Here is a 14,805-nt window from a genome sequence, read left to right as displayed (position 1 = left end):
TCAAGACGTCGCGCTCATAGCTCAGCTGGATAGAGCACTTGGCTACGAACTAAGGGGTCGGGAGTTCGAATCTCTCTGAGCGCACCAATCTTGATAAGAATTCTGAAAAAACCGCACATTGATGCGGTTTTTTTACGTCTGTGATATTTAACGCTTTTTCATATAAAAAACCAATAACTACCGATTCGTTGATTATCTTAATTTTTGCTGTACCTTGAGTGCATAGACGGTATTGCCACCCACCGCAGGTAATACATCGTGATAGGGCAGACTGCGCATGGCCCTTAATAAAAACGGTGCTTGATCATGAATCTTCATGCTGCTGGTGATTTGGAACAGATTACCTTGTGATTGCGGCAATAGCTTCATGCTGCCTTTGACAAACTTTAAGTCGCCACCATTGGCATTGAACTGATTCTGCAAGGGATCGGGCTGGTAAAAACGCATCTTGAAGTTAAATGGAATCTGAATCACGCCTAAGCCCACTGAAACTTTATAGTTGGCATCTACACTTTGGGTATTGATCGGGTTAAGTTCGACTTTCTTGATCTGGCGCGGGAAAAGCTGTTGACTGGCTTGTGCAGCCAACCACGGTCGTAGCTTGTCTACCGAATGCGGAAAGTATTGATAGGTGCTGCTAAATCTCAAATTTTCTGACGCTTTTCCTTCTTTAATCTGATAGCTGGGCAAAATAAAACTGACTGGTTGGCCGGATTTTTGACTAAGCTGGGCAATCTTCTGTAGCTGTTGTGAATTAAATTTCAGTTGTGGAGTCGGGGCGGTGAGTGTTGTGGCATGACTGGTTTTAAAACGCTGTTGCAGTGCTTCGAGTAGAAATGCGTTGGTACCGGGAGGAATGCCAAGTTTGGCTTCAGGCAGGGCATTGAGAATTTTACTGAATAGAAAACCTTTAGGCTGGTTCAGGTCGCCCCACTGGGTCACTGTCACCAGAGTTCTGTGCGGATCAAGCGCGAACCATTCCAGTTTTCCCGCGCCATAAGGAATGGGTGCATCAATAATTAAAGTGCTGATGCTGTTATTGCCCAGATGATGCTGCATCACCACGGTTTCTTTGAAGTTCAATATCGGAATTGGTGTGGGGATATGCACCTGATATTTGACCTGCTGAATCGAACCTTGCTGTTCTAGAATTTTGGCTGACTTTAAAGTCGGAAACAGGCCAACATAATCCGGATAATGCTGTAGCAATTTCTCGACCTGTGTTTCAGCCATAGGCAAAACCACGGCGGCACTATAAAATTGTACCTTGCTGGTGGCCTTACTGTTTAAGGTAGGAAGCTGGGTTTTAGTCACCGGATGCGCATAAATCAGAATCCTTTCGCCTGTTAATTCTGCCAATTGTTGGGCATTGCCCGGATAAGCACTCAGGCTACTGGGTAATTCTGCATCCCAGGGAATGATCTTGGCCAGTGATAGAGTAGACAGACCCGAACAGATACCGATTGCAATACATTGCTTGAATCCTTTCATTCAACATCCTGTTGCATATTTTTTGTTTTAATTGCTGTTTATTTAAAACTAAATACACGTTTTTCCAAAGCAAAGTTATGTAATTGATGCGTCAGGCCATAAGCATTGTGCATATTTTGCTATAGTATTGGGCAAGATTTTATTTTTTTGATGTGATGCTATGACTGAGTCAGCACCGACTTTATCGACCCGTTATTTTCTGACTTTAGAAGAATCTCAGGATGGTTTTGCCTTGGCGACTTTTGGCAAAAAGCAGATTTCACGTTTTCTGACGCCTCTGGTCAGTATCGGGATTATCCTTTGGGGCTTTTCGATGGGCTTTGACGGGGTAGGACGCTATTACGTGGCTTTGGGGGCATTCTTCCTGATCCTGCAAGGCATCATGCGTTACTGGTTTCTGCCGATGATGTTTAAACGCCAGTTCGTCAAATATCAGTTTGGTAAGAGTGAACAAGGCCTTGATCTGTATCAGGACTATGCGGAGATTTTTAATAATGAGCGTAGCAAGCTGGTAGCGTATAGTGAGGTGCAGAATTTTGCTGCCGGCAAACTGACCTATATGCTAGAACTGAAAAACCGTACCGTCATCATTGTGCCAAAACGTGCCTTTAAAGATGCGACTGAGCAAAACATTTTTGAGAATACATTTAAAAAATAATCCAGAGATCGATATAAAGACAAATAAAGGAAAGTTTTGATCATGAGTACACGCCCATCCAAAATTGTCTGCGTTGGTCGCAGTTATGCCGATCATGCCAAAGAACTCGGAAATGCGATCCCTGATCGTCCGGTCTTATTTATTAAGCCACCGAGTGCCTTAGGCTCGCTTGATGCAGGGATTGAATGGAATCCGGAGTGGGGCAACTGCCACTATGAATGTGAACTCAGTTTGCGTATTGACCGGACTTTAAGCAAAGAAAATGATCCTGTAAAAGCACTGCAAGCGGTGGGTGCGGTGACTTTAGGTCTGGACTTGACCCTGCGTGACTTGCAGGATGAACTCAAGAAAAAAGGCCAGCCTTGGGAACGTGCCAAAGCCTTTGATGGTTCGTGTCTGTTGTCAGACTGGATTCCTGTGAATGATGTGGTCGCGGACTGGCAAGATGTGCATTACACTTTGGAGGTGAATGAAGAACTGCGTCAAAAAGGCGATACCGCTTTATTGATTTTTGATATCGCGACTTTACTGGCAGATATTAGCCAGGTATTCACTTTAGAAGAAGGTGATGTGGTGATGACGGGTACACCCGCAGGTGTGGCGGCATTGCATGCAGGCGATCAGTTAAAAATGATCCTGAAAGGCCAGTCTCAGGATTATATCTGGACGACTTGGGTTAAATAAGCTGAACGGTTTATTTTTTGATTGAAAGGACTGCGAACGCAGTCCTTTTTTATCGAGTTTTAAAATATTTACAGCGCTGGCAAAATAATAGAAAAGTATTGTTTTACCGCAGAGAAGATTATAGTGGGCACTTTAAAGCGGTCACAGGAGTAGGGGTGAAGCAACGTCAGGCGCTAGATGCCAAAGCATCTGCCATCATGTTTGTATTATGTATGTTGTGGGGCTACAACAGGTCGTGCTGAAATGGGCGGCCAGTGATATTTCAGTCTTGATGCAAATTGCCTTGCGTTCAGCCTTGTCTGCGATCATGGTGTATCCCCTGATTCAGCAGAGCGTGCGCCGTCAGCTTTTGAGCACCCGCTATTTGCCTGCAGGATTGCTGGTCGGAATACTGTTCGCAACCGAGTTTTATCTGATTGGGGAAGCACTACGCTATACCTCAGCTTCGCATACCATTGTTTTGCTTTATACTGCGCCGATTTTTGTCGCATTGGGTCTGCACTGGAAATTGCCGGCAGAGCGTTTGTCGCGTGTGCAATGGGGCGGTATCTTCGTGGCATTTAGCGGGATTGTGGTCAGTTTTTTACTCAGACCACAGACAAGCTCTACTTTACAAACCGATGCTTTGTGGGGAGATTTTCTGGCCTTACTCGGAGGTATATTCTGGGCAGCCACCACTGTCAGTGTACGTCTGAGCCGACTGGCTGAAGCACCTGCCACCCAGACCTTATTCTATCAATTATTGATGGGCGGCATATTATTGCTACCCTTGGCCTTTTTTAGTGGGCAAGCAACCATTCAATGGACGACCCTGTCTATTTCCAGTCTGATCTTTCATACCGTGCTGATTTCCTTTGCCAGTTATTTGATCTGGTTCTGGATGCTGAAACATTATCTGGCTTCACGTTTGGGCGTATTTTCTTTTTTAACGCCTGTATTTGGCATGCTGTTTGGGGTACTGATTCTGGATGAACAGATCGAACTGAATTTTATTGTTGGAACCTGTATGGCCATGCTGGGCGTGATTCTGGTGAGCTTGCAGGGATGGCTGAAAAAACCGAATACAACGAACAATCCTCAAGAGCAAACATGAACGTCTGGTCGATGAAACTGGCCACCTGGATTGGCCTGTCTTCCATTCTGATCTGGGCCAGTCTGGTGGCTGTGGTCAAATTGATTACCGAATCTACCAGTCCGGTGCAGGGGATTGCCCTGATTTACAGTTTTAGTAGTCTGGCGATTCTGGCATTGATTGGATTTCCTAAAATCAGGCAAATGTCGAAGCGCTATCTATTGGGGTGTGGGGCTTTGTTCGTTGCTTATGAAATTCTATTTCTTGTTGCAGTTGCCTGGTCGGATCACCGTGAACAGGTGATGCTGATTGCGATGATTAATTATCTCTGGCCACCCTTGATGATTGTCTTTTCGATATTTGCCCGGCAATTGCAGGCGCGTCTTTGGGTCATTCCAGGATTTTTGCTTGCTGTAGTCGGTCTGATGTTGGTGGTCAATCCTGAAATTACCAATCTATCGAAACTTATGCAGGTTTTAGCTGAAAATCCTTGGGCTTATGGCTTTGCTTTTATCGGTGCCTTGTTATGGCCATGTTATTGCATTCTGACCAGAAAATATGGTCGTGGACAAAACGGCGTACCGATTTTTTTTGTGGTCGCCGTCATTGCGTTATGGGGCTTACATCTGGGCTTGGATGAGCCTTTCAGGATGCCTTCATTGAAGCTCTGGCTGGAAATCGCCATAGTAGGCAGTCTGATCGGGATTGCTTATAGTAACTGGAATCAGAGCATGCAGTACGGCAATATCAAGGTACTGATTTTGGCCACCTATTTTATGCCAATTCTGTCTTCAGTTATGTCGATGCTGATTCTGGATATTCGACCCGAGCTGAGTTTTTGGATTGGTACTGCTTTGGTGACCGCAGGTGCGATCGTCTGCTGGAAGTCTACGCAAACAACTTAAAAAAATCCTCTCAAGCGAGAGGATTTAGGATTATTTATTCCGGAACAATTCGGAAAGTGGAAAACTCAGCTTTTCTTCCAGATATTGATCGGTTTCCTGTAGCTTAGGCGAGAATTTCTGCATCCAGATTTCCTCGGTATGTGCCTCGGTGAAGTGATGCTTACGTGGCAATGGATAAGGAAGTTGCAGATAAAAGTCCCAAAAACTCACCTGATCCAGATCACGTACCAAGACATATTCATTGTCATCGGTACGTTTGATCAGATTTTGTTTTTCAAACATGCTCACATAGTTTGGCCAGCGACCAATTTCATCACGACCCAAAGCATCTAATGCTTCTGCTTCACTAATGCTCTCACCAGTTTTTTGCTTTTTATGAAACAGCTCTAATAGATCCAGCAGCATGATGATTGGGTGACGTTTATGATCCTGACCAGATTCAAAGGCCGTCAGGGCATAACTGATCTCAACGCCGAGTAAGACAATATTCCAGGATAAATAAATCCACAGTAGAAAGATCGGCACAGCGGCGAATGCACCATAGACAATCTCATAACTGGTAAAGTTTGACATCACAAAACCGAACAGGTTTTTAAGCAGCTCAAACACCACTGCACTAAACAGGCCGGCAATAAATGCAGACTTGAGTGGCACACTGCGATTGGGGATGGTCCAGTTGAGAATGAAAAATCCGAGTACGGTCAGAGAAAAGGAAATGGCCCAGAGGACAAAAGCACCATTAAGTTCATACCCGGCAAAGTTATTGCTGAGGACACTCATGGAAGCCACGGTTGATGAAATGACGAAGGCACTACCCAGTAAAATCGGTCCCAGCGAAATGATAGTCCAGTAGCGCATAAACCCGATAATTCCACCTCGGGTCTGAGTCACTCGCCAAATTCGGTTAAAGGCCGTTTCGATACTGGTGAGCATCAATACGGTCGTAATGAATAAAAACAGGATACCAATCACGGTTAAATTACTGGATTTATCGGTAAAGGCATTCAGCGCTTTATCAAAGGCAATCGTGGTTTTGGGTAGAAAGTTACTGTAGATCAGCTGTTGCAATTGTTGTCGTGCAGGCTCTAAGGCTTTAATCGATGAAATAATGACCAAGAAAACCGTCAACATCGGCACGACTGCGAAAAGCGTAGTATAGGTCAGAGAACCGGCTTGCTCACGACAACGGTCTGCTTCAAAGCGTCGAAGTACGAATAAAATAAACTGAAACCAGTGTTTCTCATAAAAGGGTAACTTTTTTAAATACTCAACAATCATGTGCATCCAATCTCAATTTTTTTAATCATCATGAATTTTCATCCATTAGCTTAACCAAAAAAGTTACAGAATATCGTATAGTTTTATTTTTTTAAGTAATGAATAAGAAGCCTCATGCAACCTTATATTCTTGTTTTATATTACAGTAAATATGGCTCAACGAAAGAAATGGCACATCTGATAGCCAATGGCGTTGAATCGGCAGGAATGGCGGTAAAAATTCGGACTGTCCCGAATATTTCTAGCGTCGTAACCATAGCCGAGCCGAGTATCCCGGCAGAAGGGGATATTTATTGCAGTTTAGAGGATTTGGCCCAGTGTTCTGGCTTGGCCTTAGGTTCACCGACCCGTTTTGGCAATATGGCCTCAGAAATGAAATACTTTTGGGATCAGACCACCAGTCTATGGCTGAATGGCGCGTTGCATGGTAAGCCGGCTTGTGTCTTTACCGCATCGGGCTCCATGCATGGCGGACAGGAAAGTACCTTGTTGACTATGCTGCCACCATTATTCCACCACGGTATGATGATTATGGGGCTCAGTAATGCTACAGCTGCCTTGTCCAATACCAAGACTGGCGGTACGCCGTACGGTGCCAGTCATGTCAGTGGCCCACGGCATGATCAGGGTTTAAGCCCAGATGAAAAAGTTTTGTGCGAAGTACAGGGCAAACGACTGGCTGAAGTGGCTTTAAAACTCAATCAGTCTTAAGCATTAACTCACAAGGAAATGAAGAACTCACTCACTTCATTTCCTTCATGATATTAATCTTCTTTTTGATCTTTTTGATCTTTTTGATCTTTTTGATCTTTTTGATCTTTTTGATCTTTTTGATCTTTTTGATCTTTTTGATCTTTTTGATCTTTTTGAATAAATCTATGTTTGCATTTTAAACATTGATAATCCAAGAATAAATTACGGTCGACGGAAATCCCGGCTTTTTTGCCGAGGAAATTCCCTATTACGCCACCGGTAATGCCAACACTGATTGCCCCGACAAAAGTACCCACTGTCCCACCTAAAATTACACCTAAGGGGCCAGCAACAGTACCAATCGCTGCGCCAACGGATGCGCCAGAAGCAGCACCACCGACTGTACCCGCAGTAGCACCTGCCGAGCTCATGAGAATGCCACCAATTTTCTTTAAATTCTGTTCGTGATCACGCTGTTCGATGTCAGTGGAACCACATTTAGGACATTGCATAGGTTTTTCCATCAAGGATTGGTATTCACTTGTTTTAAGTTTATGGAGGAGATGCAATTTTCTCTAGATCAGCAGCTCTTCATAATATGCTGCAACAGCATATATACATGCTGAATCCTGAGGTCAGGAGCATTTCCTACCTTCCTGATTCTAGTTGAATTAACGCTCAAACATTGTATTTCAGCTGTAAATATATTTATTTTTATCTGCGTGAGTCATTTTTGAATTATTTCGATCATGCAGGACACTATAAGATTTTGGAGGTTTTTCTTCCTCAGTACTCTATCTATACACAGGCCTGATTGGCCATTTCTTTATATTCAAAGCAGCTGACGGTTTGCTGGCTGCTCTCAAAAGCTTGCAAACAGAAAGGATTCATTAAAGCTATTTGGCATTTTTTATCAAAAAAACAGCTTAAAATCGGCATTTTTTTATAAGTGGTTTTCATTCTCATTGATTAATTGTATTTTTAATAAAGTGTGATATTTATTATTATTAATGAGAAGTTCTAATAAAATAAAAATTTACAGATTTTTAAAATTAAAATAAATAATAATTTGGGTCGTGATTAGATAATTTATTTATTATTGACAAGATAAAAAATATATTATTTTAATCAAGTTTTTTAGATGATTATTATATTCATATATTTTCGATATAATGATTTCTTACAAATCACAAAATATAACAAAAATAATTATTATAAATAAAAACAAATATATGGGTTTTTTAATCAATATAAATAAATATGTGAATAATGCTGGATTCTACTTTTCATTTTTTTATGTGATTTAATATTTTTCAGATAAATTTAATCTTACTCAACCCAAGAATTAAATAAATATCTTAGATCAGAGGATATTAAGATTATGAGAATATTAGTCATCAATCTGGGTTTATTATGTTTTTGTTTTTTAAACAATGCTTATGCCACATCTGATGAGTGGACGCAGCGTTGGAAATCATCAAGTGCCCGCTCCAATGAAAATCTAGTTCAAGCCAATCTGATCGAGCTCAAGGAGTCCGATTATTATTCTGGATTAGGTAGAACCACTATTTACAGTACCTCAACCACCTCTATAGGTACCGTAAATACACCCACCAACAATATCAATGTCGAAGGTTCAGACAACAACATCGATATTTCGAGTGAATTACTCAATGAAGCACCTGTCAATTCAAATACCAATCAAAACGCTCAGCGCTGTCCTAATTTAAGTACTCAATCAGGAGAGTCGCTATGCTGAGTTTCTCCTTAACCCGAAAATATATATTTTCTCTGAGTATTCCTGTTTTTTTTAGCTCGTTTCTAACAGGTTGTACAGGTTTAGCTCCCTCAAACAAGAAAGCAGTTAGTCTGGTGCAAGGACCACCCATTACCGATATTTTTACCCCTTTTGATATGGCGCTCTCCTGCCTCAAAGGGCAACTGCGTAGTGATGTGAGTTTTTCTGTTGGCGCGATTCTGGATCAAACCGGTAAAGACGTAGTCACCAATGGCGGAAGTGGCAAAATGGTGACCCAGGGTGCGGGAGATATGGTGCAGTCTGCCTTGTTTCAGGCGGGCGTCAGTTTAATGAACCGACGTGATCCCCGGATTATCGAAAGTGAAGCCAAGTGGGGGATTCGTGATCCAAGGCAAATTCAGGCCTCCGATTATTATGTCACCGGCAGTATTAACAGTCTGGATTTTATTCCGGGTGGGGGTTTTGACATGCAAATTGCCGGAGTTGGCCCAAATTACAGTCAAACCCGTATTATGGTCGGTTTGGATTTATCTCTGACCGATACCCGCAGTAGTAAAGTGGTGGGTAATGTTTCTTTGCAAAAGCAGATTGCTGCACAGGATTATGGTCTTAGTGCAGGCAGGTTCGCGGGTCGTACACTGTTAAATATTCAAATTGGCAAGGGAGAACGAGAGGCGACTAATTTTGCCTTACGCCAAATGTTGAACCTGGCCACTTTTGAATTACTCAGTCAGGTCGTGCCACCGGCAGTGTTTGCAAGTTGCCGTGCGGAAATTCCACCTGAATTTGGTCGCTTAGATCTTACTCGCAGTTCTGTTGCCTTGCATAAATATAAGAAAAATCAGCAACAAATCAGTACCGATTCCAGCAACCCTGTTCAGGAATCGGCCTCACGTCAGGCAGATTCATCCAATGAAAAAAACAAGTCGACCAATTCACCCAGCAAAGATACCAAGCCGCCTAAGCAGAAAGAATCTGAGGTGATTCAGAATCCTGAAGCCGAGCCTGAAATGAGCAAACAGGAACTGATTAAATATATTAGTAAGACTAAGCGCCCATCTCCGACAAGCAAAATAAATGACAAAAAAGATGTTCAAGAACAAGCCAACAAAGAACAAGCTGAGGAGAAGTCATCCAGTTTATGGGATGCCAATCCAGAGGTAGTGGAGAATTACTGGTCAAATATTCAACGTGATTAAAAGATTTGAAAATGGGCTCGCTCCCATTGTCAGAAGAAGTACTTAGCGAGAGGTACTTCAAAATAACAGTAGGAAGAACAATGATGAAAAACACGATCAAAACAGTCGCATTATCCGTCGCCTTTCTGTCTAGTGCGGGGATGGCATATGCTCAAGAAACCAATGTGGAAGTAGATACCGGTTTACAAGCTACTCTGGATTCTATTTCTCAGCAGGTTGAAAATGGTTCTGCGCTGAATCTGGCAGTGAATACAGGTGATGTTGATGCAAGCGTTGATTTAGAAGCACTTGCAGGAGCAGTAAGAGAAGTACCAGATGCGATTAGTTCAATTGAAGGGACAATTGAAACTACTGCAATTGGTGCAGCGAACACAGGTAGTATCACGATTGAGCAAGGCAGCTTCAATCAGGTGATATCAGACGTATCAGATGAAACATATGACTATGATTTCAGTCAAGTCACCAGTGCAACGAATAATTCTGAAACCTTAGAAGAGTTATCCGAGGTTGCGGATAGTTCAGATCTCTCGGAAGTTGTAAGTTCATCACTGTCTACCAACTATAGTGAGCAGATCAATGAAACTTTAAGCAATTATAGTGTCGCGAACATTGCCTATAATGCGGGTACCATTGATGCCTCTGTCAATGCGATTGCAGAAGGAACTCAAACTGCTATTAACAATAGCATCACAACTACCGCTATCGGTGCTGTAAATAGCGGCAGTATTACTGTGACGGTTAAATAAACTCTTGTTCAAGGTGAACAGAGGTCTAATTATTTGCAGATAGTTAGACCTCTTTATCTTATAATAAAATTGCTATAACTGGTTGTTTATTCATCGGATAGAAAAATTATTTATTTTATGACACGATCTATTTTAGAGGTTTAATCACTTCGAATTTAAAAGTAAGCCATTTATCTAGGATCAAGTCAGGAATCATGAATAACACATTAGATTGAACTAGAGTCGAGCTTTGAATATTTTTAATTTATTTCATCAGATAGACAAAATAAAAAAGAGCGCATAAGCGCTCTTTTAAAATTGATTGTCGAGCTTAGTCGCGAACAAATTCAACTGTGCCATTTGCCAAAGATTTTACGCGTGCCAGTGACTCCACACGGTAGCCTTTTTCAAGCAGCAAGTCGCGACCAGGCTGGAATGATTTTTCAATCACAATACCAATACCGACCACTTCTGCGTTTGCCTGATGAATCAGATCGGCCAGACCCAGCGCCGCCTGACCATTCGCCAGGAAGTCATCAATCACTAAAACCTTGTCGGTTGAGCTGATGTGTTTATTTGAAATCGCGATGGTGCTTTCAGTCTGTTTGGTAAATGAAAACACTTTAGAGCGGTATAAATCATCTTTCAGGGTCAAAGACTGGTATTTACGTGCAAAGATGACAGGTACACCAAGTTCTAAACCTGCCATCACTGCAGGTGCAATACCTGATGCTTCAATCGTAATAATTTTGGTGATACCAGCATCCTTAAACAGACGCGCAAATTCTTGACCAATTAATTGCATCATGACTGGGTCAATCTGGTGGTTTAAGAAAGAATCCACTTTCAAAACTTCTTCAGAGAGAACGATGCCTTCGGCCAAGATTTTCTGTTCTAGTGCATGCACGGGAGAATCCTCAAGAGCAGGTGCTTTTTCAAGCAAAAGCGTATTGTAAAAAGCACCCGGAAAAAATCAAGTGAAATTCGCCAAAATCTTAGTTGCTTGCACCTTTATAGTCAGTTAATAGCAAACCATAAGAGGTTTTCTTGTCTACATGCGAAACTTTGACTGGCAGATAGTCAAGTTTCGGTGCCAGCCAGAAGATGGTTTCACGACCCGGCTTGCTATGCTTCATCACCACCTTGATGGTATTAAAAGAACCATATTTGGTACTGACCGTTTCTGAACCTTGTCGAACAAACTTACGGCCTTCGACCTCTTTAGCATCAGCAAGATAATAATTCGATTTTAAGCCACCATTTTTTAGATCTTCACGAATTTGTAATTCCGCATTCAGTTCATCCAGAACATCGGCTCTCCAGGCAAAAGAACGCTTTTCATCATCTTTTCTGGTATTGATGGTTTTGCTGGAAGGATTAAAGTTAATACTCATGGTGTTGTTATGTACCAGGATTTTACTGCTACGACTGAAACTGCTGGAGCCAATCTTGCCGTTATTAAAGGTGAAACGGCTGGTTTCAGTTGCTGAAGCAATACCACCGGCTTTTGCAGCAAAGACGTAAGTCCAGTTATTGCCGGATTTACTCAGAGTACGGGTGGCAGAACCCATATTCTTGCCATTATAGCTAAATTGATAATTGGCTTGGAAAGGCGTCATGGCAAAAGCCTGGCTAGAAATACCAGTCAACAGTATTGCACCGCTTAGACCTGTGGTCATCGCTAAAGTCTTAAATACAGTCTTCACCATTAGTCATTTTCCTATATTGGTTAAACGGGCAAAATATCTTACTTGTTGTAGCTTTTATTCTTTAGGCAAAATATGGAAATTTAAGGGATATTTCTAGCAAAAATGTATCTTTCATGTAGTTTTTTTCAACAAAAGTTCAAAAAACGAGATTGAATAGTATTCAAGACGGATCTTTCTGTTTGATCGGGGTCACCAGGTTATCGTCCATTTCGTCTTCATCCCAATTTTCCTCTCTGTCTTGAGAAAGTTTCCTAAACAGGGCTGCCAGATTCACATTACCAATCACCACCAGTTCAGCTTCGCGAAGCACTGCATGATTCACATGAACTTTTCCTAGAGTATCAATAATCGAACGGTTTTTGCCTAACCAGCGGTTCAAGTCCAGATACAGCAAGTCATCAATGACTTTAATAACGCCAAGTTTTTCCAGAATCATGCCCAATGGATCTTTGTTCAAGATGCGTTGATAGAAGAACAGGGCAAAACGCACCCCAAGCTTATACAACAGATTTGGATATTTGGCGTCAATAAGCTGTGTATCACTGATTTGCTCGAATACAATCAGCTGGGTGGTCTTATTCAGTTCCATCTGAACCAGCTTCAAGTCTACCGACAAAGTGATATTCAGGCCTTTATAGTCTAGTGTCGCGTAGAGACGCAGCCAGTCTTCATGCAGGTCTGCGTGTAAGTCTTTCAGTGCATCGACATTGTCGGTGACAAAGCGTTGAAAAGTTGCATTTAAGAAGACTTGCGATAAAGGGAATTCACGCTCATCCTCAATAAATCCTTCCGCCCTCTGATACACTTGGCGGATTCGGTTGGAAATATTGGAAATTAGCGTTTGCATATTGAAGCATCCTAGCAACTTTATTTTTGACTCGAAGTGTATCTTGTCGAATTGTATGAAAAATACAAGTATTCAAGCTTGAAGTTTAGCAAAATAAATAGCACCATTTTTATAGTTTTAGTTATGTAACGTTGAAGATTTGATGGATTTGGCATTTTTAAAATAGAAATGCCCAATTTGTTTGTTTTTAATCTTTAAAATACTTTTTTGGGGAACTGAACTCAGGACTGAGTTTGGGTAATGTGATAAACAATGATATTAATGCCTCTGGTCAGAACCTGGTGGAAAGATCCAGTGTTTAGCAGTGCCGTGCTCACCGCAGGCATTCTGCATTTGATCGTATTGACACTGGAATTTGGTATGCCGCAAGATCGGGAGACCAGCACTAAAGAAATTGCAGTCAGCTTGCGACAAACAGATGAAAAAATTGAACACGCTGATTTTCTGGCCCAGACAGACCAGCAAGGGTCTGGCAAGTTTCGAGAAGCGCATCGGATGTCGAGTGATATGCCATCTCCTTTGTTAGAGCAGAAGGCAGGGGAAGAACAACAAGAAAGTCCGGATCTGCTGCAACAGAAACAGGAACTCAGTTTTGAAGAAAAAGTGCTGATGACCACCTTGAGCTGGCAAAAACAGGCAGAAGAAAATCAGCGTAAAAAAATGCAGGAGCAGTTACAAAGCCAGTTTCAGGCCAAAGCAGCCATGGTGGCCAGTCTGGAAGCGCAATATTTACAGCGTCAGCAAAATTTTAGTCGTCAGCAAAAAATTAAAACTGTGGATGGTATTCAATCCAAGCAGGATGTCTCCGCAGCCTATCTGGAAAAGTTCCGTCAGAAAGTAGAGTTTTATGGCAATCAGTATTATCCGGAAGCTGCCAAGCAGCAGAATCTGGCAGGTGAAGTTCGTCTGATGGTGATCCTGAATCAGAATGGAGGGATTCGTGCCATCCGATTAATTGACAGTTCAGGACATGCCATGCTGGATGAGGCTGCGAAATCTTCTGTACGTAAAGCGGCGCCATTTGGTGCGTTTGATGCCAAAATGAAGGAAATTTCTGAATTGCGGATTATCCGAACCTGGCGTTTTGATCCGGCTGAAGCAGAGTTTGAAGTACGTTAATTCATTCTAGTTCTCTCTCCCTTTGGGAGAGAGTTAGAGAGGGGTTTTAACAGGTATTAGAACCTCTCCCTTGCGAACTCAGAATATATTCTGAGGATTCTCATCTCCTAGAGGAAGAGCGAATATAAAGCATTAAAAAAGCGAGCCTCAGCTCGCTTCCTTCATTTTCTTTTAAATCTTAATCTCGTTCCAGATAAGGATTTTCAAAACCCAGCTTGGCCAGAATTTCAATTTCAATGCCTTCCATTTCTTCCGCATCTTCATCTGATGTTTCATGATCATAACCCATTAAATGCAAGGTGCCATGCACCAGCATATGGGTGAAATGCGTCAACGGCGCTTTTTGCTGCTCAAGCGCTTCAGCAAGTACCACAGGAATACAGATCACCAGATCGCCAATGGGAAAGGCATCCAGAAATTGCGCCATTTCATCTGGAAGATCGCTCGGAAAAGACAGGACATTGGTCGATTTGTCTTTGCCGCGATATTCCAGATTCAGTTTATGACTTTCATCATGATCGACACAGGCAATTCCGATTTCGCAATTACTTTGCGTACCGATATGACCTAAAGTGGTTTCGACTACTTTTTTAATAGAGGCACGTTTTAGTACCAGTTCAGGTGACTGAAAATCCTGCTGTAAGGAAAGACTAAGTTTCAACACAA

Annotated in this window: 15 protein-coding genes, 1 tRNA gene and 1 pseudogene; 10 read left to right on the top strand and 7 right to left on the bottom strand. The window is 42.1% G+C overall.

All coding sequences use genetic code 11. The features are described from left to right. Positions 1–10 precede the first annotated feature (10 nt). Positions 11–87: transfer RNA gene (locus FTV48_RS01035), tRNA-Arg, on the top strand. A gap of 105 nt (positions 88–192) precedes the next feature. Here FTV48_RS01035 and FTV48_RS01030 read toward each other — a convergent pair. Then, positions 193–1,491, bottom strand: coding sequence for an SRPBCC family protein (locus FTV48_RS01030; RefSeq protein WP_159516275.1), 1,299 nt, complete (start codon positions 1,489–1,491; stop codon positions 193–195). Between the two features lie 160 nt (positions 1,492–1,651). Between FTV48_RS01030 and FTV48_RS01025 the strand changes: the two genes are divergently transcribed. The 4 genes and pseudogenes from FTV48_RS01025 (at position 1,652) to yddG (ending at position 4,810) form a co-directional block, all read left to right on the top strand. Then, the gene (locus tag FTV48_RS01025; protein ID WP_179999141.1) at positions 1,652–2,149 is read left to right on the top strand and encodes a YcxB family protein; all 498 of its coding nucleotides are present in this window, start codon (positions 1,652–1,654) and stop codon (positions 2,147–2,149) included. A 42-nt stretch (positions 2,150–2,191) separates the two neighbouring features. Continuing rightward, on the top strand, positions 2,192–2,833 hold the full coding sequence (locus FTV48_RS01020) for a fumarylacetoacetate hydrolase family protein (protein WP_005094098.1): 642 nt from the start codon (positions 2,192–2,194) through the stop codon (positions 2,831–2,833). A 155-nt stretch (positions 2,834–2,988) separates the two neighbouring features. Beyond that, positions 2,989–3,926: pseudogene (locus FTV48_RS01015) on the top strand (DMT family transporter). Then, positions 3,923–4,810, top strand: coding sequence for an aromatic amino acid DMT transporter YddG (gene yddG / locus FTV48_RS01010; protein WP_179999139.1), 888 nt, complete (start codon positions 3,923–3,925; stop codon positions 4,808–4,810). The pseudogene FTV48_RS01015 and the gene yddG overlap by 4 nt, the downstream one beginning before the upstream one ends. Before the next feature lie 30 nt (positions 4,811–4,840). On the opposite strand, the gene FTV48_RS01005 is transcribed toward yddG, so the two are convergent. Beyond that, positions 4,841–6,088: a YihY family inner membrane protein gene (locus tag FTV48_RS01005; protein ID WP_005168686.1), complete on the bottom strand. Its 1,248-nt coding sequence runs from the start codon at positions 6,086–6,088 to the stop codon at positions 4,841–4,843. Between the two features lie 114 nt (positions 6,089–6,202). Here FTV48_RS01005 and wrbA point away from each other — a divergent pair, with 114 nt between their 5' ends. Next, entirely contained in the window at positions 6,203–6,799 is a 597-nt protein-coding gene (wrbA, locus tag FTV48_RS01000; RefSeq protein ID WP_074383568.1) for an NAD(P)H:quinone oxidoreductase, read from the top strand. Positions 6,800–6,852: 53 nt separating this feature from the next. On the opposite strand, the gene FTV48_RS00995 is transcribed toward wrbA, so the two are convergent. Continuing rightward, entirely contained in the window at positions 6,853–7,293 is a 441-nt protein-coding gene (locus FTV48_RS00995) for a hypothetical protein (RefSeq protein ID WP_179999137.1), read from the bottom strand. 869 nt (positions 7,294–8,162) lie between these two features. Between FTV48_RS00995 and FTV48_RS00990 the strand changes: the two genes are divergently transcribed. The 3 genes from FTV48_RS00990 to FTV48_RS00980 all read left to right on the top strand — a co-directional run bounded on the left by FTV48_RS00990 (position 8,163) and on the right by FTV48_RS00980 (position 10,485). After that, positions 8,163–8,540 carry a hypothetical protein gene (locus FTV48_RS00990; protein WP_005094089.1) on the top strand — a complete coding sequence of 126 codons (378 nt, stop codon included), beginning with the start codon at positions 8,163–8,165 and terminating at the stop codon, positions 8,538–8,540. Continuing rightward, positions 8,534–9,739, top strand: coding sequence for a CsgG/HfaB family protein (locus FTV48_RS00985; protein ID WP_179999135.1), 1,206 nt, complete (start codon positions 8,534–8,536; stop codon positions 9,737–9,739). Before FTV48_RS00990 ends, FTV48_RS00985 begins: the two co-directional genes overlap by 7 nt. Before the next feature lie 83 nt (positions 9,740–9,822). Beyond that, positions 9,823–10,485 carry a hypothetical protein gene (locus FTV48_RS00980; RefSeq protein WP_034608358.1) on the top strand — a complete coding sequence of 221 codons (663 nt, stop codon included), beginning with the start codon at positions 9,823–9,825 and terminating at the stop codon, positions 10,483–10,485. Positions 10,486–10,795: 310 nt separating this feature from the next. On the opposite strand, the gene FTV48_RS00975 is transcribed toward FTV48_RS00980, so the two are convergent. The 3 genes from FTV48_RS00975 to FTV48_RS00965 form a co-directional block, all read right to left on the bottom strand. Beyond that, positions 10,796–11,371, bottom strand: coding sequence for a xanthine phosphoribosyltransferase (locus FTV48_RS00975; RefSeq protein WP_005094083.1), 576 nt, complete (start codon positions 11,369–11,371; stop codon positions 10,796–10,798). 88 nt (positions 11,372–11,459) lie between these two features. Next, entirely contained in the window at positions 11,460–12,143 is a 684-nt protein-coding gene (locus tag FTV48_RS00970) for a DUF3108 domain-containing protein (protein ID WP_370982144.1), read from the bottom strand. Positions 12,144–12,333: 190 nt separating this feature from the next. Then, positions 12,334–13,020 carry a hypothetical protein gene (locus FTV48_RS00965; protein ID WP_005094079.1) on the bottom strand — a complete coding sequence of 229 codons (687 nt, stop codon included), beginning with the start codon at positions 13,018–13,020 and terminating at the stop codon, positions 12,334–12,336. Positions 13,021–13,281: 261 nt separating this feature from the next. Between FTV48_RS00965 and FTV48_RS00960 the strand changes: the two genes are divergently transcribed. Beyond that, positions 13,282–14,139, top strand: coding sequence for an energy transducer TonB (locus tag FTV48_RS00960; RefSeq protein WP_005094077.1), 858 nt, complete (start codon positions 13,282–13,284; stop codon positions 14,137–14,139). A gap of 178 nt (positions 14,140–14,317) precedes the next feature. Here the strand turns inward: FTV48_RS00960 and ybeY are convergent, their stop codons facing one another. Then, a complete protein-coding gene (gene ybeY / locus FTV48_RS00955) occupies positions 14,318–14,800 on the bottom strand; it encodes an rRNA maturation RNase YbeY (RefSeq protein ID WP_005094076.1) in 483 nt (160 codons plus the stop codon). Positions 14,801–14,805 lie beyond the last annotated feature (5 nt).

It is taken from the genome of Acinetobacter sp. YH18001, from assembly GCF_013416975.1.
GTDB lineage: Bacteria > Pseudomonadota > Gammaproteobacteria > Pseudomonadales > Moraxellaceae > Acinetobacter > Acinetobacter pseudolwoffii.
This window is presented reverse-complemented; position numbering and strand designations above follow the sequence as displayed.